This is a genomic window from Enterobacter sp. UNJFSC 003 (genome assembly GCF_036903355.1).
GTDB lineage: Bacteria > Pseudomonadota > Gammaproteobacteria > Enterobacterales > Enterobacteriaceae > Enterobacter.
Window position 1 is genome coordinate 162,551 of the sequence record NZ_JBAKHK010000004.1, and the last position, 18,422, is coordinate 180,972.

General features: G+C 54.8%; 18 protein-coding genes and 1 other annotated feature. Of the genes, 13 read left to right on the plus strand and 5 right to left on the minus strand.

Features of this window, described 5'->3' with window-relative positions; all coding sequences use genetic code 11:
- Positions 1-25: 25 nt before the first annotated feature.
- Positions 26-1,027: a zinc-binding alcohol dehydrogenase family protein gene (locus V5P19_RS12850; protein ID WP_334403806.1), complete on the minus strand. Its 1,002-nt coding sequence runs from the start codon at positions 1,025-1,027 to the stop codon at positions 26-28.
- Positions 1,028-1,135: 108 nt separating this feature from the next.
- Between V5P19_RS12850 and V5P19_RS12855 the strand changes: the two genes are divergently transcribed.
- On the plus strand, positions 1,136-2,035 hold the full coding sequence (locus V5P19_RS12855; protein WP_334403808.1) for a LysR family transcriptional regulator: 900 nt from the start codon (positions 1,136-1,138) through the stop codon (positions 2,033-2,035).
- Between the two features lie 41 nt (positions 2,036-2,076).
- On the opposite strand, the gene ettA is transcribed toward V5P19_RS12855, so the two are convergent.
- The gene (gene ettA, locus V5P19_RS12860) at positions 2,077-3,744 is read right to left on the minus strand and encodes an energy-dependent translational throttle protein EttA (protein WP_334403810.1); all 1,668 of its coding nucleotides are present in this window, start codon (positions 3,742-3,744) and stop codon (positions 2,077-2,079) included.
- 227 nt (positions 3,745-3,971) lie between these two features.
- Between ettA and sltY the strand changes: the two genes are divergently transcribed.
- Together sltY and trpR are read left to right on the plus strand one after the other, a co-directional pair.
- Complete coding sequence (sltY, locus tag V5P19_RS12865) at positions 3,972-5,909, plus strand: murein transglycosylase (RefSeq protein WP_334403812.1); 1,938 nt, start codon at positions 3,972-3,974, stop codon at positions 5,907-5,909.
- Between the two features lie 55 nt (positions 5,910-5,964).
- Positions 5,965-6,294 carry a trp operon repressor gene (gene trpR, locus V5P19_RS12870; protein ID WP_334403815.1) on the plus strand — a complete coding sequence of 110 codons (330 nt, stop codon included), beginning with the start codon at positions 5,965-5,967 and terminating at the stop codon, positions 6,292-6,294.
- Here trpR and yjjX read toward each other — a convergent pair.
- The gene (gene yjjX, locus V5P19_RS12875; protein WP_334403817.1) at positions 6,285-6,800 is read right to left on the minus strand and encodes an inosine/xanthosine triphosphatase; all 516 of its coding nucleotides are present in this window, start codon (positions 6,798-6,800) and stop codon (positions 6,285-6,287) included. The genes trpR and yjjX overlap by 10 nt on opposite strands.
- Before the next feature lie 48 nt (positions 6,801-6,848).
- Between yjjX and gpmB the strand changes: the two genes are divergently transcribed.
- Positions 6,849-7,496 carry a 2,3-diphosphoglycerate-dependent phosphoglycerate mutase GpmB gene (gene gpmB, locus V5P19_RS12880; RefSeq protein ID WP_008502057.1) on the plus strand — a complete coding sequence of 216 codons (648 nt, stop codon included), beginning with the start codon at positions 6,849-6,851 and terminating at the stop codon, positions 7,494-7,496.
- Here gpmB and robA read toward each other — a convergent pair.
- Entirely contained in the window at positions 7,493-8,362 is an 870-nt protein-coding gene (gene robA, locus V5P19_RS12885; RefSeq protein ID WP_334403818.1) for an MDR efflux pump AcrAB transcriptional activator RobA, read from the minus strand. The genes gpmB and robA overlap by 4 nt on opposite strands.
- Positions 8,363-8,573: 211 nt before the next feature.
- Here robA and creA point away from each other — a divergent pair, with 211 nt between their 5' ends.
- The 4 genes from creA to creD are packed head-to-tail and all read left to right on the plus strand — an operon-like array spanning position 8,574 to position 12,581.
- Positions 8,574-9,044: a protein CreA gene (gene creA / locus V5P19_RS12890; RefSeq protein ID WP_334403820.1), complete on the plus strand. Its 471-nt coding sequence runs from the start codon at positions 8,574-8,576 to the stop codon at positions 9,042-9,044.
- A 14-nt stretch (positions 9,045-9,058) separates the two neighbouring features.
- Positions 9,059-9,748 (plus strand): two-component system response regulator CreB, encoded by a 690-nt coding sequence (gene creB, locus V5P19_RS12895; RefSeq protein ID WP_334403822.1) that lies wholly within the window; start codon positions 9,059-9,061, stop codon positions 9,746-9,748.
- On the plus strand, positions 9,748-11,172 hold the full coding sequence (gene creC / locus V5P19_RS12900) for a two-component system sensor histidine kinase CreC (RefSeq protein WP_334403825.1): 1,425 nt from the start codon (positions 9,748-9,750) through the stop codon (positions 11,170-11,172). The genes creB and creC overlap by 1 nt, the downstream gene beginning before the upstream one ends.
- 56 nt (positions 11,173-11,228) lie before the next feature.
- A complete protein-coding gene (gene creD, locus V5P19_RS12905) occupies positions 11,229-12,581 on the plus strand; it encodes a cell envelope integrity protein CreD (protein WP_334403827.1) in 1,353 nt (450 codons plus the stop codon).
- Positions 12,582-12,627: 46 nt separating this feature from the next.
- On the opposite strand, the gene arcA is transcribed toward creD, so the two are convergent.
- Entirely contained in the window at positions 12,628-13,344 is a 717-nt protein-coding gene (arcA, locus tag V5P19_RS12910) for a two-component system response regulator ArcA (RefSeq protein WP_003856501.1), read from the minus strand.
- A gap of 95 nt (positions 13,345-13,439) precedes the next feature.
- On the opposite strand from arcA, the gene yjjY reads away from it, so the two are divergent.
- The 5 genes from yjjY (at position 13,440) to thrB (ending at position 18,420) form a co-directional block, all read left to right on the plus strand.
- Positions 13,440-13,580 (plus strand): protein YjjY, encoded by a 141-nt coding sequence (gene yjjY, locus V5P19_RS12915; RefSeq protein WP_001541509.1) that lies wholly within the window; start codon positions 13,440-13,442, stop codon positions 13,578-13,580.
- A 399-nt stretch (positions 13,581-13,979) separates the two neighbouring features.
- The gene (locus tag V5P19_RS12920) at positions 13,980-14,666 is read left to right on the plus strand and encodes a tRNA/rRNA methyltransferase (RefSeq protein ID WP_334403829.1); all 687 of its coding nucleotides are present in this window, start codon (positions 13,980-13,982) and stop codon (positions 14,664-14,666) included.
- A 211-nt stretch (positions 14,667-14,877) separates the two neighbouring features.
- A complete protein-coding gene (gene thrL, locus V5P19_RS12925) occupies positions 14,878-14,946 on the plus strand; it encodes a thr operon leader peptide (RefSeq protein WP_015572623.1) in 69 nt (22 codons plus the stop codon).
- Positions 14,885-15,002: a sequence feature (Thr leader region), on the plus strand. (Overlaps the previous gene by 62 nt.)
- Positions 15,003-15,026: 24 nt before the next feature.
- Positions 15,027-17,489, plus strand: coding sequence for a bifunctional aspartate kinase/homoserine dehydrogenase I (thrA, locus tag V5P19_RS12930; RefSeq protein WP_334403831.1), 2,463 nt, complete (start codon positions 15,027-15,029; stop codon positions 17,487-17,489).
- Position 17,490: 1 nt separating this feature from the next.
- Entirely contained in the window at positions 17,491-18,420 is a 930-nt protein-coding gene (gene thrB, locus V5P19_RS12935) for a homoserine kinase (RefSeq protein WP_334403833.1), read from the plus strand.
- Positions 18,421-18,422 lie beyond the last annotated feature (2 nt).

Consider the following 18,422-nt stretch of genomic DNA (forward strand, 5'->3'; position numbering starts at 1 on the left):
GGTTAGGGTGAGGGAATCAGACCACTCAATACTCAACCACCACTTTCCCGCGCATATGCCCCTCCAGCACTTTACGGTGCGCCTCAGTAATGCTTTCCACGCTCAGCCCGTGAAGTGTTTCACTCAGCGAACTTTCCACCACGCCATTATCTACCAGCTTCGCCACCTCATTGAGGATCTCGCCCTGACGCGCCATATCGGCGGTCTGGTACATGCTGCGGGTGTACATAAATTCCCAGTGCAGTGCGGCAGATTTTGATTTCAGCTTATCCTGATTCAATGGACGTTCGTTTTCAACGATAGAGCAAATATGCCCCTGCGGCGCAATCAGTTCGCTGACCGCATCCCAATGGCCGTCGGTATCGTTGAGGATGAAAATATAGTCCACAAAAGTGATGCCCTGTTTCGCCAGTTCACTTTTCAGATCGCGGTAGTTCACGACACGATCCGCACCGCGATCGCGACACCACTGGGCGGAGTCTTCCCGGGAGGCAGTCGCGATCACCGTCACCTTACTCTTGTGCCTGGCAAACGGGATCGCCAGCGATCCTACACCGCCCGCACCGCCGACGATCAGCAGCGTTTTATCCGATCCGGCATCCTGGATGTTCAGCCGTTCAAACAGACCTTCCCACGCGGTGAGTGCGGTCAACGGCAGCGCAGCGGCAGCCGCCCAGCCGAGGCTGGTAGGTTTGCGCCCGACAATGCGTGCATCAATCAGCTGGTGGGTCGTATTGCTCCCCGGGCGTGTGATGTCGCCCGCGTACCATACTTCATCGCCGGGTTTGAATCCGGTTACGCGTGCCCCAACGGCGTTGACGATACCGCTGGCATCCCAGCCGAGAATGCGAGGCTCTTTCAGCCCGTTTTTAGCAATACCCGCGTGCACTTTGGTATCAACCGGGTTGATGGAGATAGCCTTCACTTCGACCAGCACATCGTATTCGCCAGGCTGCGGCATCGGTGGGGTGATTTCAATAAAAGCAGAAGGGTTCGCAGGGTTAACGGCAATCGCTTTAACTGACATGGTGAGCTCCTCAATAGAATGCGTTTTGTTAAGGCTAGTCTATTAAGTCGTCAGTGGCATGATAAGATGGACAATCAAGAACTCAGCGTTCGTACAGGATGAACAATCATGTTTAAACAGCTGCAGGATATGGCGCTGTTTGCGCTGGTGGCAGAGATGGGCAGCTTTACCGCGGCGGCACAGAAAGCGGAACTGCCGAAATCCAGCGTCAGCCAGCGTATCAGCCAGCTTGAACAGCAGGTGGGGATCCGCTTGCTGAACCGCACCACGCGCAGGCTGAATCTGACGTTCGCGGGCGAGCACTACCTTGTGCACTGTCGGGAGATGCTGGCGGCCAGCGAGAGGGCGGAGTATGCCATTCAGCGACTGCGTGAAAACCCCAGCGGACGGCTGCGTATTACCTGCCCGGCAGGCATCGGCGCAACGCTGTTGGCGCATCTGAATGCACAATTTCAGCTCCGCTATCCTGAGGTGTCTCTTGATGTCTCTATTTCTGACGACGTACTCGATCTCGTCGAGTCTGGCTTTGACGTGGCGCTGCGTACCGGTCAGCCGCAGGACTCGTCTCTGATCGGCCGCATGATTGGCCATTGCCCACGCTACATGCTGGCCTCGCCGAATTATTTGGCGCGCAAGGAGCCGCTGAATCATCCCCGCCAGCTGGTGGAGCACCGGTGTATTACCCACAAGGCCTGGTCAGAATGGTTACTGCAAAGCGAGAGCGAAGATTATCGCTATTTGCCGGATAACGCGCATTTGACGGATAACCTGGTCTATGCCCGCGAATGCGCGATTGCGGGCGCGGGGATCACCTTGCTGCCTGCTTTTCTGCTGGAAGATAACATAGAAAAGGGAGCGCTGGTTCAGGTGCTGCCGGCGTGGAACGTCGAAGGTAACGATTTGTGGCTGGCTTACCCGAGCCGCAAGCTGAATTCACCTGCGCTGATGAGCTATATCGAATTTGCGATGCAGTTTGATGAGGTGAAGCGGTTTTACGTGAGGCAGTGAGCTAAACATAAAAAACGGCAACCGAAGTTGCCGTTGTGCTTTTATTTCGAAATACGCTTGTACTTAATACGCTTCGGCTCCAGCGCGTCAGCGCCCAGCGTGCGTTTCTTGTACTCTTCGTATTCGGTGAAGTTACCTTCGAAGAACTCCACCTTGCCTTCATCCTGGTAATCCAGAATGTGGGTCGCAATACGGTCAAGGAACCAACGGTCGTGCGAGATAACCATGGCACAGCCCGGGAACTCCAGCAGGGCGTTTTCCAGCGCGCGCAGGGTTTCGATGTCCAGGTCGTTTGTGGGTTCATCGAGCAGCAGAACGTTACCGCCAACCTGCAGCAGTTTCGCCAGATGCAGACGACCACGCTCACCGCCGGACAGTTCGCCGACGCGTTTGCCCTGGTCGGTGCCTTTGAAGTTAAAGCGGCCAACATAAGCGCGGCTTGGCATTTCGGTGTTGCCGATACGCATGATATCCAGCCCGCCGGACACTTCTTCCCACACGGTTTTGCTGTTATCCATCGCGTCACGGAACTGGTCAACGGAGGCCAGCTTGACGGTATCACCCAGGGTGATCGAGCCGCTGTCAGGCTGTTCCTGACCGGACATCATGCGGAACAGCGTGGATTTACCCGCACCGTTAGGACCGATGATCCCGACGATAGCGCCTTTCGGTACGGAGAAGCTCAGATCGTCAATCAGCAGGCGATCGCCGTAAGACTTACGCAGGTTGCTGACTTCAACCACTTTATCCCCCAGACGTGCTCCTGGTGGAATAAACAGTTCGTTGGTTTCGTTACGTTTCTGGTATTCAGTGTTGTTCAGCTCTTCGAAGCGTGCCAGACGGGCTTTACCCTTAGACTGACGGCCTTTAGCGCCCTGACGAACCCACTCCAGCTCTTTCTCGATGGATTTACGGCGCGCCGCTTCCTGAGACGCTTCCTGTGCCAGGCGCTGATCTTTTTGCTCCAGCCAGGAGGAGTAGTTACCTTCCCACGGAATACCTTCACCGCGGTCCAGCTCCAGGATCCAGCCCGCAACGTTATCGAGGAAGTAACGGTCGTGGGTGATTGCCACAACGGTACCTTCGAAATCATGCAGGAAGCGCTCCAGCCAGGCCACAGATTCTGCGTCCAGGTGGTTAGTCGGTTCATCAAGCAGCAGCATGTCTGGTTTTTCCAGCAGCAGGCGGCACAGCGCCACGCGGCGGCGTTCACCACCGGAGAGCTTCTCAATTTTTGCATCCCAGTCTGGTAGACGCAGGGCATCCGCCGCGCGCTCCAGCTGCACGTTCAGGTTATGACCGTCATGTGCCTGAATAATCTCTTCAAACTTACCCTGCTGTGCAGCCAGTTTGTCGAAGTCCGCATCCGGCTCGGCGTATTTGGCATACACTTCATCCAGACCTTTCAGCGCGTTAACCACTTCGGAAACCGCTTCTTCAACGGATTCGCGCACGGTGTGTTCAGGGTTCAGCTGAGGTTCCTGCGGCAGGTAGCCGATCTTGGTGCCAGGCTGCGGACGGGCTTCACCTTCGATGTCTGTATCGATGCCGGCCATGATGCGCAGCAGGGTGGACTTACCGGCACCGTTGAGACCCAGAACACCGATTTTTGCGCCCGGGAAGAAGCTCAGCGAGATATTTTTAAGAATATGACGTTTCGGCGGAACCACTTTGCCGACACGATGCATGGTATAAACGAATTGAGCCACGTTGGACTTCGCCTCTTTTATCGTGATGAGTTTGGAATTCAGCCTCGAAGTGTAGCCTTTTTCACGCCCTAATCCCAGCCAGGAACGTCGGGAGTGTTAAAACGCGCAAGAAAGGTAAAAAAGTGTCCATGACGTGGCGCGTTGCAGGATGCCTGGTTAGCATAAGTTGATGAGACTTTTATGTGGCAAGACGCTGCAATTGATGAAAAAACAATGAGGAAGAGCTTGTGGAAAAAGCCAAACGGGTGGTCTGGCGTCTGCTGGCTGCCAGCGTATGCGTAATGGCGGTAAGCCAGGCGGTGCATGCCGATTCACTGGACGAACAACGTAACCGCTACGCCCAAATTAAACAGGCGTGGGACAACAAGCAGATGGATACCGTCCAGTCGCTGATGCCGACGCTGAAAGACTATCCGCTGTATCCGTATCTCGAGTATCGCCAGATTACTGACGATCTCATGAATCAACCAACGGTCACTGTTAACAACTTTATTCAGGCGAACCCGACCCTGCCGCCCGCCCGTAATCTGCAGTCTCGCTTTGTGAACGAGCTGGCGCGTCGCGAGGACTGGCGTGGGCTGTTGGCCTTCAGCCCCGAAAAACCGGGCACCACCGAGGCGCAATGTAACTACTACTATGCCAAATGGGCTACCGGCCAGCAGGATGAGGCCTGGGCAGGTGCGAAAGATCTGTGGCTTACCGGCAAAAGCCAGCCAAATGCCTGCGATTCACTCTTTGGCGCATGGCGCGCTTCTGGCAAGCAGGATCCGCTGGCCTATCTGGAGCGTATTCGTTTGGCAATGAAGGCCGGGAACACGCGTCTGGTCACCACGTTGGCAGGACAGATGCCGTCGGATTATCAAACCATCTCCACAGCCGTGATTGGGTTGGCAAACGATCCTAATTCGGTGCTGACTTTTGCTCGTAGTACCGGCGCAACCGATTTTACCCGTCAGATGGCGGCGGTGGCGTTTACCAGCGTGGCGCGTGATGACGTGGAAAACGCGCGGCTGATGATCCCACAGCTGGTGCAAGCGCAGCAGCTCAATGAAGACCAAACCCAGGAACTGCGCGATACCGTGGCGTGGCGACTGATGGGAACGGATGTGACCGACGAACAGGCCCGCTGGCGTGATGACGCGATTATGCGCTCAAACTCCACGTCCCTTGTGGAGCGTCGCGTGCGCATGGCGCTGGGCACCGGCGATCGCCGTGGACTCAATACCTGGCTTGCGCGTCTGCCCATGGATGCCAAAGAGAAAGATGAATGGCGTTACTGGCAGGCCGACTTGCTGCTGGAGCGCGGTCGTGAGGACGAAGCCAAAGCGATCCTTCACGCACTGATGCAGCAGCGCGGGTTTTACCCCATGGCCGCCGCGCAGCGTCTGGGCGAAGAATATACCCTTAAGATCGACAAAGCGCCTGCGAACGCCAACCCAACGCTGATCCAGGGGCCAGAGATGGCGCGCGTTCGCGAGCTGATGTACTGGAATATGGACAATACCGCCCGCAGCGAATGGGCCAACCTGGTGACCAGCCGCACAACCGACGAGAAAGCCCAGCTTGCCCGCTATGCGTTTGATAACCACTGGTGGGATCTGAGCGTGCAGGCAACGATCGCCGGTAAGCTTTGGGATCATCTTGAAGAGCGATTCCCGCTGGCTTACAACGATCTGTTCGAGCGCTATACCAGCGGCAAAGATATCCCGCAAAGCTACGCCATGGCGATTGCTCGCCAGGAGAGCGCATGGAACCCGAAAGTGCGTTCCCCGGTCGGCGCCAGCGGCCTGATGCAGATTATGCCGGGAACCGCGACGCACACGGTGAAGATGTTTACTATTCCTGGCTACAGCAGCCCGTCGCAGCTCCTGGATCCCGATACCAACATCAACATCGGTACCAGCTACCTGCAGTATGTCTATCAGCAGTTCGGCAATAACCGTATTTTTGCGTCGGCGGCCTACAATGCGGGACCTGGGCGCGTGCGCACCTGGCTCGGGAACAGCGCCGGACGCATCGACGCCGTGGCGTTTGTGGAGAGCATTCCATTCTCCGAAACGCGTGGATACGTGAAGAACGTGCTGGCGTATGATGCGTACTATCGCTACTTCATGGGGGAGAAAGATACCCTGATGAGCGATGCCGAGTGGCAGAGACGTTACTGATCGGCGTGGGTTGTGTTATGCTGTACTCGCTAATGAGTACAAGAGGCAGCATAACATGACCCAGCATTCCCCGTATTCCTCGGCAATGGCCGAACAACGCAATCAGGAGTGGCTTCGTTTTGTGGAGTTGCTCCGCCAGTCTTACGATCAGGATTTGCATCTACCCTTGCTGCAGCTGATGCTCACGCCCGACGAGCGCGAAGCGCTGGGCACGCGCGTGCGCATTATTGAAGAACTGCTGCGCGGCGAGATGAGCCAGCGCGAGCTGAAAAACGAGCTGGGCGCGGGCATCGCAACGATTACCCGCGGCTCAAACAGCCTGAAATCCGCACCCGTCGAGCTGCGCCAGTGGCTGGAGTCTGTGTTATTGGGCGTTCAACGGTAAATGGCGTTATGGAACGGGCTTAACGCGAGGATCACCGCCTGGTGGTAAACGCTTGAGCGCGTCAGTGCGCCGGCGGTAAAGACGCCAATAGCCCCGTCTTTACGGCCAATCTCATCAATGCCGGTGTACTGCGACATCACCGGCCCCAGCGCTTCACCCGCGCTGACTTTCTCCAAAATAACATCCGGCAGCGGCAGAGTGGCTGAGCGGGCTTCGCCTCGTTGTTCACGACTTTCGATCACCACCCAGCTAAAGGTGGCCCCTTCGTCGATGCCCGCTTCAATCGCGACCCAGAAGTCAGCGTCCGGCGCGGCAGCCTTCGCATTCTCTACGCGATTTCGTGCGCCAGCGCGCGTTTCATCGCTTCCAAACGGCTGTTCAGGAACGCCGCTCTCGACGCCGACGGCATCAATATGGCAGGATCCTTCGCCGAAGATCTCTTCAAATGCCCTTAGAATTGCCTGAATTTTGGCAGGATTGGTGGTAGCAGAGACAACATGGTGCATAATTAAGCTCGATTCAAAAAATTCATCGCAGTATAACGGAAAAAAAGCATGTTACAGGTATACCTTGTTCGCCACGGTGAGACGCAGTGGAACGCCGAGCGACGTATTCAAGGCCAGTCAGACAGTCCTCTCACCGAGAAGGGTGTGCAGCAAGCGTGGCAGGTGGCAGAACGCGCCAGAACGTTGGGCATTACGCACGTTATCACCAGCGATCTCGGTCGCACACAGCAGACGGCGCGCATTATTGCTGATGCCTGCGGCTGTGATGTCATGCTTGAGCCACGCCTGCGTGAGCTGGATATGGGCGTGCTGGAAAAGCGCCATATCGACACGTTAACGGAAACAGAAGAAGGCTGGCGTCGCACGCTGGTTAACGGCACGGAAGATGGCCGTATTCCGGAAGGTGAATCCATGCAGGAGCTGAGCGTTCGCATGCACGCTGCGCTGGCGGAATGCCTTAAGCTGCCAGCAGGGAGTCGTCCACTGCTCGTCAGCCACGGTATTGCGCTGGGATGTCTGGTGAGCACTATTTTGGGGCTGCCAGCGTATGCTGAACGCCGCCTGCGCCTGCGCAACTGTTCGATTTCCCGTATCGATTACCAGGAAAGCGCGTGGCTGGCGTCGGGCTGGGTTGTGGAGATGGCAGGGGACATTTCGCATCTTGATGCCCCTGCGCTGGACGAACTGCAGCGTTAACGACGTACCGGAATCAAGAATTCCATACGCAGATCGATTGGGCGTTCTTCCGGCTTCACATCGCTTGCCGGATAGTAACGCTCAATGTCTTTACCCTTACGACGATTCAGATTCAGCATTGGCATGCAGGTTCCGTAAACGGTCAGGATAAACTCCTGAACGCCCGTTCCTAGCCCTTCGTACGTGAACATGACATATTCGCCACCTTCCAGCACCACCGGCTTTGAGCCCTGAATATAGCCATTTGCCATGTCTGGCGTGAGCGCGGTGGTGTAGAACACCTCCTGCTCGTCGTCTTTTTCCTGGCTAGGGTGCGTTTCGTTCAGACCATAAAGCAGCGGTGGAATGGACGGCGCGTGGCTCAGGAAATCGCGCCAGAACTGCACGCGCATTTGATGACGGAATTCGGAAATCTGCTCCAGAGAACACGAGTAGCTTTGCGTTGTACCGATCAAATGGGTTTCAGGTAGGGTGACCATTTCATATTTCGGCATGGCAAACTCGCCCAGACGCAGCGGCGGGCGCATACCAAACGAGCTCCAGTCAGGCGAACGGCGATAGAGCGCCGGCGTCAGCGAGAACTGTTTTTTAAAGGCGCGGGTAAAGGTTTGCTGCGAATCGAAACGATACTGCAGAGCAATATCCAGAATCGGGCGCGCGGTCAGACGCAACGCCACTGCAGACTTTGAAAGACGACGCGCGCGAATATAGGCACCGATAGCATGACCGGTAACATCTTTGAACATCCTTTGCAGATGCCACTTGGAATAGCCTGCTTTTGCCGCCACATTATCCAGTGACAAAGGCTGGTCGAGATGACCTTCCAGCCAGGTTAGCAGGTCGCGAATAATTCCAGCCTGATCCATATACTATCCTCATCCTTAAAACAGCAGGTGCCTGATAACAGGTTAGCGGATAATAGCATTTTTTGATGTTTTAGCATTCAGTGTTTTTTTTGCTCATAAATGCTTTTTGTGGTGTGTTTTGGGCGAATATATTCTAATCCTGTGATCTTGCTACATTTTTGTCTAAAGTGTTGAATAATCGCCCAGTGTAATTTTAAAGAATGGTAACAATATGAAATACAAGACATTACTCTTTACTGCGTTGCTGTTGATGGTCGGACGTGTTGCGCAGGCGGAGCAGATCGGCTCCGTCGATACCGTGTTCAAAATGTTCGGCCCTGATCATAAAATCGTTGTTGAAGCGTTCGACGACCCGGATGTGAAAAACGTTACCTGCTATGTTAGCCGGGCGAAAACCGGGGGAATTAAAGGTGGACTTGGGTTAGCGGAAGATACCTCGGATGCCGCCATTTCGTGTCAACAGGTTGGCCCGGTTGAACTGAGTGACAAAATCAAAAACGGCAAAGCACAAGGGGACGTGGTATTCCAGAAACGGACCTCGCTGGTCTTTAAAAAGCTGCAGGTGGTGCGTTTCTATGATGCAAAACGCAATACCCTGGCCTATCTCGCCTATTCCGATAAAGTGGTTGAAGGCTCGCCTAAAAACGCGATCAGCGCGGTGCCTATTATGCCGTGGCATTAATACAGGAACGCATCATGCAACAACCTGTGGTTTGGCTGGTTGAAGATGAAATCAGTATCGCGGATACGCTTATCTACATGCTCCAGCAAGAGGGATTCGCGGTGATGGCCTTTGAGCGCGGTTTACCTGTGCTTGAGGCCGCGCGGCTGCAGGTTCCCGCGCTGGCGATTCTGGATGTTGGCCTGCCGGATATTAGCGGCTTTGAGCTGTGTCGGCGGCTTTTGGCCCAGCATCCGCTACTGCCTGTGCTGTTTCTGACGGCGCGCAGCGATGAAGTGGACAAGCTGCTCGGTCTGGAAATGGGGGCCGATGATTACGTCGCCAAACCCTTCTCACCGCGCGAAGTCTGCGCCAGGGTGAGGACGATATTACGACGGATGCAAAAATCCGCCGCGCCTTCTGACATTCTCCGTATCGGGGAATTTGAGCTAAACGAGCCTGCCGCGCGCATCTGCTGGTGCGGCGAGCCTTTACCGCTGACTCGCTACGAGTTCCTGCTGCTCAAAACGCTGCTGCAGGCGCCGGGCCGTGTTTTCTCCCGTCAGCAGCTCATGGACAACGTGTGGGGCGAAGACGGTGACAGCTTCGACCGTACGGTCGACACCCATATCAAAACGCTTCGCGCCAAGCTGCGGGCAGTGAATGATACATTGTCGCCCATCAACACGCATCGCGGGATGGGTTATAGCCTGGGGCTCGGTTAATGCGCATTGGCATGCGGCTGTTGCTGGGTTACTTCCTGATCGTTGCCATCGCCGCGTGGTTTGTGCTGTCAATCTTTGTGCAAGAAATCAAACCCGGCGTGCGCAGGGCAACGGAAGGCACGTTGATTGATACGGCAACCTTGCTGGCTGAAGTCGGGCGCGACGATCTCCTTTCGGGAGATGCCCAGAAGGGCAGGCTGGCGCAGGCCTTCTCCCGGCTCCATCAGCGGCCCTTTCGCGCCAATATCGGCGGTATCCATAAAGTTCGCAACGAGTATCACGTCTATATGACCGACGCGCAGGGAAGGGTGGTGTTTGATTCCGCCGGGCTTGCCGTAGGTAAAGATTACTCGCGCTGGAACGACGTCTGGTTAACGCTCCGTGGCGAATATGGCGCGCGCAGTACCCAAGCCAATCCTGACGATCCGCAGAGTACGGTGATGTATGTTGCCGCACCGGTTGTGGATCAGGGCAAGATTATCGGCGTCGTTTCAGTCGGGAAACCTAACAGCGCAATGGCACCGGTGATTCACCGCAGCGAGCGTCGGATCCTGTGGGCGGGCGGGGCGCTGCTCGGCATTGCTTTGCTGATTGGTCTGGCCGTGGCGTGGTGGATTAACCGTTCCATCAGCACCTTATCGCGCTACGCTGACTCGGTGACGACGGATGCGCCTCTCCCGTTGCCTAATCCTGGCAGCAGTGAACTGCGCAAGCTGGCGCAGGCGCTGGAAAACATGCGTATTCGTCTGGAAGGGAAAAATTACATTGAACATTACGTCTATGCGCTGACCCACGAGCTGAAAAGCCCGCTGGCTGCGATTCGCGGTGCAGCAGAGATCCTCTCAGAGCAGCCGGCGCCGTCCGTGGCGAGCAGGTTTATCGACAATATTCTGGTGCAAAACGCGCGTATGCAGTCGCTGGTAGAAAAATTGCTTGCGCAGGCGCGTCTGGAAAATCGGGTAGAGATTATTCCCGAGAGCGTCAGCATCGACGTTCTGTTTACGCGGCTGGCTGAGGCGCGCTCGACGCTGCTGGCGGCGAAAAATATTACCCTTAGCCTTCGGGAAACCTCGCTCCAGGCGATCGGCGATTCTGACCTGCTTGAACAGGCGCTGGGTAATTTACTGGATAACGCCATCGATTTTACGCCACTGGGCGGTTCCATTGAACTGGCGGCGCATGAGGTGCAAAAGCAGGTACAGCTCACGGTCATCGACAGCGGAAGCGGGATCCCGGATTACGCTCTGGCGCGTATTTTTGAACGCTTTTACTCTCTCCCGCGAGATAACGGTCTCAAAAGCAGCGGCCTGGGATTGGCATTTGTCCAGGAGGTGGCGCGTCTGCATCAGGGTGAGATAGTTCTGCAAAACCGAAGTGAGGGGGGCGTTAAGGCCACGCTGACACTTCACCGTCCCTTCACATAACTTCAAACTGGCCCCACATAGCCGGGTTACGCTCTTCCCATCACAAAGGAGACGTAATGATGAAATCCCCCCTGTTCTGGAAAGTAAGCACCCTGTTGGGGTGCATCCTGCTGCTGTTAGTCCCGCTGTTTATGGTCAGTAACCTGATTTCAGAGCGTGAAAGTTACCGCAATGATGTCGAAGATACGCTTCGTCAAAGCACCAGCGGCCCGCAGAAACTGATCGGCCCGCTGATTGCCATTCCGATCACGGAAATCTTTTATAAGATGGAAGACGAGAAAAAGGTCGAATACAAGCAAAGCTATATCCATTTTATCTTGCCGGAGTCGCTGCTTGTCGAAGGTAATCAACATGTTGAATCCAGGAGTATTGGCATTTATGACGGACAAATCTGGAATACGGACCTGAAAATCAAAGCGCAATTTAACACAGAGAAGCTGGCGCAGCTGAAGGGCGAAACGATGACGCTGGGGCAGCCGTTTATCACGGTAGGCGTGGGTGATGCCCGCGGCATTGGCACGGTTAAGGTCTCTGACATCAACGGTGAAGCCGTGAGCGTGGAGCCCGGGTCGGGCGTTTATGGGTCACTGTCCGGCATTCACATTCCGTTGACCGACAAGGCGCTGGAGGCCAAAACGTTTGCGCTGGAGATGTCCCTGAATCTGGCGGGTACCGGCAGCTTTGCGGTGGTGCCGGTGGGACGCAACAGCGAAATGACGCTCAACAGTAACTGGCCGCATCCGGGCTTTATGGGGAATTACCTGCCGGTGAAACATCAAATCGGCGAGTCTGGATTTCAGGCTAACTGGCAGAGCAGTTGGTTTGCCAACAATATGGAAGGCTGGTTTGACCGGCAAGAGTCCCCGCAATGGGAAACGATCCCGGCCTTTAGCGTTACGGTTGCTACCCCTGCGGATCAGTATCAGCTGACAGACCGTGCGGTTAAGTACGCGATTTTATTGATTGCGCTGACGTTTATGTCCTTCTTTGTGTTCGAAACCTTAACAGGACTGCGACTGCACCCCATGCAATACCTGCTGGTCGGGCTGTCATTGGTGCTTTTTTATCTGGTGCTGTTGGCCTTGTCTGAACACGTTGGCTTTACGCCGGCCTGGATCATCGCCAGCCTTGTAGGGGCCGCAATGAACGGGATGTATCTGCACGCCGTGTTGAGAAGCCTGAAGCGAAGCGGGATGTTTGTTCTGGCGCTGCTGGGGCTGGACGTGGTGATGTGGTTCCTGCTGCGATCGGAGGATAGCGCATTGCTGCTCGGCTCTGCGGTTCTTGCCCTGGCGCTGTTCGCCGTGATGTATCTGACGCGTCACTTTGACTGGTACTCGCTTTCTCAGCCGAAGCGCCCGCAGCCCCCGGTTGAACCTGATAACGATCCCCTGCGTATTTGGAAATAAAAAAAACGGCGCGAATGCGCCGTTTTTTTATGCCTGACGTGCGGGATTACTCCTGCAGGTCACCGCAGAAACGATACCCTTCGCCGTGAATAGTGGCGATGATTTCCGGCGTATCAGGCGTAGATTCGAAGTGCTTACGAATACGACGGATGGTCACGTCTACGGTACGGTCATGAGGCTTAAGCTCGCGGCCGGTCATTTTCTTCAGCAGTTCTGCACGGGACTGAATTTTGCCCGGGTTTTCGCAGAAATGCAGCATCGCGCGGAACTCACTGCGCGGCAGTTTATACTGCTCGCCGTTCGGGCTAATCAGTGAACGGCTGTTGATATCAAGTTCCCAGCCGTTGAACTTGTAGCTGTCTACGCTACGGCGCTCTTCGCTGACCGTACCCAGGTTCATGGTGCGGGACAGCAGGTTGCGTGCACGAATGGTTAACTCGCGTGGATTGAACGGTTTGGTGATGTAGTCATCCGCACCGATTTCCAGGCCAAGAATTTTATCAACTTCATTGTCACGGCCCGTCAGGAACATTAACGCGACGTTCGCCTGTTCACGCAGCTCGCGTGCCAGAAGAAGACCGTTTTTGCCCGGCAGGTTGATATCCATAATGACAAGGTTGATATCATTTTCAGAAAGGATCTGATGCATCTCTGCGCCATCGGTCGCTTCAAAGACATCGTAGCCTTCTGCTTCGAAAATGCTCTTTAACGTGTTGCGTGTAACCAACTCGTCTTCAACGATAAGAATGTGCGGGGTCTGCATGTTTGCTACCTAAATTGCCAACTAAATCGAAACAGGAAGTACAAAAGTCCCTGACCTGCCTGATACATGTCGCAAATTAACATGACCGGCCTAACGTGACTAAAGTACGTAATTGCGTTCTTGATGCACTTTCCATCAACGTCAACAACATCATTAGCTTGGTCGTGGGTACTTTCCCTTTGGACCCGACAGTGTCAAAAACGGCTGTCATCCTAACCATTTTAACAGCAACATAACAGGCTAAGTGACACCGGACACCCAATAAAACTACGCTTCGTTGACATATATCAAGTTCAATTGTAGCACGTTAACAGTTTGATGAAATCATCGTATCGGAATGCTAGCCTTTGTCACAATTTTTCAATAAACCAACTAGTTGCGGAGAATGATTGATAAACGATACGAATCCAATCATAAAAGGGTATTCACACGACCATTATCATTACAAAACATAAGGATAAGCCGGTTCTGTTAACATTCTAACTGATTGTTCAGCCACAAAATAGTTTAGCGTTTTTAATTTGTTATGAAACGCTATTTCGGTGATTTGTGTTGCAATTTTGTAAATTCGTGCTGCGTAATATGTTGAAGTGCATCACGTTTCCCCCCGCTAACTGATTAAAAAGAGAGCATAAATGCATCTGTCGATAGTACTGGTCGCGCCCGCCAGAGCCGAAAATATAGGCGCTGCGGCGCGTGCAATGAAGACCATGGGTTTTACCGATTTACGTATCGTAGACAGCGTCGCACACCTGGAACCTGCGGCTCGCTGGGTGGCGCACGGTTCGGGCGATATCCTCGATAATATAACGACTTACGCGACGCTCGCCGAGGCGTTGCACGACGTCTCCTTTACCGTTGCCACCACAGCCCGCAGCCGGGCAAAGTTTCACTATTACGCCACGCCTGCGGAACTGGTGCCCATGCTGGAAGAGAAAAGCCAGTGGCTGACGCACGCTGCGCTGGTGTTTGGCCGTGAAGATTCCGGATTAACAAACGAAGAGCTGGCGCTGGCGGACGTCCTGACGGGGGCACCGATGGCCGCGGATTACCCCTCGTTGAATCTAGGCCAGGCGGTGATGGTGTATTGCTATCAATTAGCATCCTTAATGCAAATTGCGTCGCCCCCAGTCACCGGCACAGATGAAAACCAGCTGGCCGCGCTGCGCGCACGCGTGGAGAATCTCTTATCGCAGCTAGGCGTGGCTGACGATCAGAAAATGGCGGACTGGCTACACCAGCGTTTGGGGCGTCTTGAGCAACGTGACACGGCAATGCTGCACCGTTTGTTGCATGATATTGAAAAAAAATTGGCCGAGTAAAATGCTGTCATATGTTTTTAGTATGGATTAAGCTTCTGATCGTAGGGGTTGCATCTGGGGGAATCGGATGAAAATAATTCTGCAAACAGCGGGACGTGAGAGCGTGCCGAAATGTGATCAAATTAAAAATTCATTGACTTAAGGTGCCCAATCCTTTAACCCTAAAAGAATACAGCACAGACAGATAATAATGACAGAGTACACAACATCCATGAAACGCATCAGCATCACCACCATTACAACAACCATCATCATTACCACAGGTAACGATGCGGGCTGACGCGTACAGGAAAAACAAAAAAAAGCCCGCACCCAAACAGTGCGGGCTTTTTTTTCGGCTAAAGGAAACGAGGTAGAACCATGCGAGTGTTGAAGTTCGGCGGTACATCAGTGGCAAATGCAGAACGTTTTCTGCGTGTTGCCGATATCCTGGAAAGCAACGCCAGGCAGGGGCAGGTTGCAACCGTGCTTTCTGCCCCGGCAAAAATCACCAACCATCTGGTGGCGATGATTGAAAAAACCATCGGTGGTCAGGATGCCCTCCCGAACATTAGCGACGCTGAACGCATTTTTGCTGAACTGCTGCAGGGGCTGGCGGATGCGCAGCCAGGTTTCCCGCTGGTACAGCTGAAAGCCGTTGTTGAGCATGAATTCGCCCAGCTCAAACATGTGCTACACGGCATCAGCCTGCTGGGTCAGTGCCCGGACAGCATCAACGCGGCGCTCATCTGCCGTGGGGAAAAACTGTCTATCGCCATCATGGCGGGCCTGCTGGAAGCGCGCGGTCATAACGTTACCGTTATTGACCCGGTTGAAAAACTGCTGGCGGTGGGTCATTACCTCGAATCTACCGTTGATATTGCCGAATCAACCCGCCGCATTGCCGCAAGTAAAATCCCGTCTGACCACATGATCCTGATGGCGGGCTTCACCGCGGGCAACGAGAAAGGTGAGCTGGTGGTGCTGGGCCGTAACGGCTCTGACTACTCTGCCGCCGTGCTGGCCGCCTGTTTACGCGCAGACTGTTGTGAGATATGGACTGACGTCGACGGCGTATATACCTGCGACCCGCGGCAGGTACCCGACGCCCGACTGCTGAAGTCGATGTCGTATCAGGAAGCGATGGAGCTTTCCTACTTCGGCGCAAAAGTGCTTCACCCGCGTACCATCTCTCCGATCGCTCAGTTCCAGATCCCTTGCCTGATTAAAAACACCGGTAATCCGCAAGCGCCAGGTACGCTGATAGGCGCCAGCACCGATGAAGATGGGCTGCCGGTAAAAGGTATTTCCAACCTGAACAACATGGCGATGTTCAGCGTCTCTGGTCCGGGCATGAAAGGGATGGTTGGCATGGCGGCGCGCGTCTTTGCTGCCATGTCCCGTAACGGTATTTCGGTGGTATTAATCACTCAGTCCTCTTCTGAATACAGCATCAGTTTCTGCGTGCCGCAGGGTGACTGTCTGCGCGCTCGCCGTGCGCTGGAAGAAGAATTCTATCTGGAGCTGAAAGAAGAGCTGCTGGAGCCGCTATTTATTCAGGAACGTCTGGCAATAATCTCTGTGGTCGGTGACGGCATGCGCACGCTGCGCGGCATCTCTGCCAAATTCTTTGCCGCGCTGGCGCGGGCCAATATCAACATTGTGGCGATTGCACAGGGCTCGTCTGAGCGTTCAATCTCCGTGGTTGTCGATAACGACGATGCCACCACGGGCGTTCGCGTGGTTCATCAGATGTTGTTCAATACTGACCAGGTCATTGAGCTTTTCCTGATTGGCGTGGGCGGCGTCGGGGGCGCGCTGCTGGAGCAGGTGAAGCGCCAGCAGGAGTGGTTGAAGAAGAAACATATTGATTTGCGCGTGTGTGGGATCGCGAATTCAAAAGCGCTGCTGACCAACGTACACGGCCTGAATCTGGAAAACTGGCAGGCGGAAATGAGCGAGGCGAAGGAGCCGTTCAACCTGGGCCGCTTGATCCGTCTGGTGAAAGAATATCATCTGCTTAACCCGGTGATTGTTGACTGCACGTCGAATCAGGCCGTTGCCGATCAGTACGCAGACTTCCTGCGTGAAGGGTTCCATGTGGTAACGCCAAACAAAAAGGCGAACACCTCGTCGATGGATTACTATCACCAGCTGCGCCTGGCGGCGAGTAAGTCGCGCCGTAAGTTTCTGTACGACACCAACGTAGGCGCAGGTTTGCCGGTTATCGAGAACCTGCAAAATCTGCTGAATGCGGGTGATGAGCTGCAGCGCTTCTCCGGCATTCTTTCCGGCTCTCTGTCGTTTATCTTCGGCAAGCTGGATGAGGGAATGAGCCTCTCAGAAGCGACCCGCGCCGCCCGCGAGCTAGGTTACACCGAGCCGGATCCGCGTGACGATCTCTCCGGCATGGACGTGGCGCGCAAGCTGCTGATCCTTGTCCGTGAAACCGGACGCGAGCTGGAGCTTTCGGATATCGTGATTGAACCCGTATTGCCGGCAGAGTTTGATGACGGTGGGGATGTCACTGCCTTTATGGCGAATCTGTCACAGCTTGATGATGCCTTTGCCGCGCGTGTTGCGAAAGCCCGTGATGAGGGTAAGGTATTGCGCTATGTTGGCAACATTGAAGAAGATGGCGTTTGCCGCGTGAAGATTGCAGAAGTGGACGGGAACGATCCGCTGTTCAAAGTGAAAAACGGCGAAAATGCCCTGGCGTTTTACAGCCACTATTATCAGCCATTACCGCTGGTCCTTCGCGGCTATGGCGCAGGGAACGACGTGACGGCGGCGGGCGTGTTTGCCGATCTGCTGCGTACCCTGTCATGGAAGTTAGGAGTTTAACATGGTCAAAGTTTATGCCCCGGCTTCCAGCGCCAATATGAGCGTCGGATTCGACGTGCTGGGCGCGGCGGTCACGCCGGTGGATGGCTCGCTGCTGGGCGATACGGTGACGGTTGAAGCGGCGGAAAGCTTCAGTTTGAATAATGTTGGCCGCTTCGCCAGCAAACTGCCGTCCGACCCGCGCGAGAATATCGTTTTTCAGTGCTGGGAGCGTTTCTGTCAGGAGATCGGTAAAAACGTGCCGGTCGCCATGACGCTGGAAAAAAGCATGCCGATTGGCTCTGGTCTGGGATCCAGCGCCTGTTCCGTCGTCGCCGGGCTGGTGGCGATGAACGAGCATTGCGGTAAGCCGCTGAACAATAACCGTCTGCTGGGCTTAATGGGCGAACTGGAAGGCCGCATCTCTGGCAGCATCCATTATGATAACGTCGCGCCATGCTTCCTTGGCGGAATGCAGCTGATGATTGAGGAAAATGGCATCATCAGCCAGCAGGTGCCAGGGTTTGATGAATGGCTGTGGGTGCTGGCCTATCCGGGGATTAAAGTCTCCACGGCTGAAGCGCGTGCGATCCTGCCAGCGCAGTACCGCCGCCAGGACTGCATTGCCCACGGGCGTCATCTGGCCGGCTTTATTCATGCCTGCTACACCCGTCAGCCGCAGCTAGCCGCAAAACTAATGAAAGACGTCATTGCCGAGCCCTACCGCACTAAGCTGCTGCCCGGCTTTAACGAGGCGCGACAGGCATCAATGGATATCGGCGCACAGGCTTGCGGCATCTCCGGCTCCGGCCCGACGCTGTTCGCCCTGTGCGACAAGCCAGACACGGCGCAGCGCGTGGCCGACTGGCTCTCTAAACACTACCTGCAAAATCAGGAAGGCTTTGTTCATATTTGCCGTCTGGACACGGCTGGCGCACGAGTACTGGGATAAAT

Excerpts from the sequence above, each read along its gene's own strand:
- V5P19_RS12850 (WP_334403806.1), bottom strand. The coding sequence starts at position 1,027 with ATGTCAGTTAAAGCGATTGCCGTTAACCCTGCGAACCCTTCTGCTTTT.
- V5P19_RS12855 (WP_334403808.1), top strand. The coding sequence starts at position 1,136 with ATGTTTAAACAGCTGCAGGATATGGCGCTGTTTGCGCTGGTGGCAGAG.
- trpR (WP_334403815.1), top strand. The coding sequence starts at position 5,965 with ATGACCCAGCATTCCCCGTATTCCTCGGCAATGGCCGAACAACGCAAT.
- yjjX (WP_334403817.1), bottom strand. The coding sequence starts at position 6,800 with ATGCACCATGTTGTCTCTGCTACCACCAATCCTGCCAAAATTCAGGCA.
- gpmB (WP_008502057.1), top strand. The coding sequence starts at position 6,849 with ATGTTACAGGTATACCTTGTTCGCCACGGTGAGACGCAGTGGAACGCC.
- robA (WP_334403818.1), bottom strand. The coding sequence starts at position 8,362 with ATGGATCAGGCTGGAATTATTCGCGACCTGCTAACCTGGCTGGAAGGT.
- creA (WP_334403820.1), top strand. The coding sequence starts at position 8,574 with ATGAAATACAAGACATTACTCTTTACTGCGTTGCTGTTGATGGTCGGA.
- creB (WP_334403822.1), top strand. The coding sequence starts at position 9,059 with ATGCAACAACCTGTGGTTTGGCTGGTTGAAGATGAAATCAGTATCGCG.
- creC (WP_334403825.1), top strand. The coding sequence starts at position 9,748 with ATGCGCATTGGCATGCGGCTGTTGCTGGGTTACTTCCTGATCGTTGCC.
- creD (WP_334403827.1), top strand. The coding sequence starts at position 11,229 with ATGATGAAATCCCCCCTGTTCTGGAAAGTAAGCACCCTGTTGGGGTGC.
- arcA (WP_003856501.1), bottom strand. The coding sequence starts at position 13,344 with ATGCAGACCCCGCACATTCTTATCGTTGAAGACGAGTTGGTTACACGC.
- V5P19_RS12920 (WP_334403829.1), top strand. The coding sequence starts at position 13,980 with ATGCATCTGTCGATAGTACTGGTCGCGCCCGCCAGAGCCGAAAATATA.
- thrA (WP_334403831.1), top strand. The coding sequence starts at position 15,027 with ATGCGAGTGTTGAAGTTCGGCGGTACATCAGTGGCAAATGCAGAACGT.
- thrB (WP_334403833.1), top strand. The coding sequence starts at position 17,491 with ATGGTCAAAGTTTATGCCCCGGCTTCCAGCGCCAATATGAGCGTCGGA.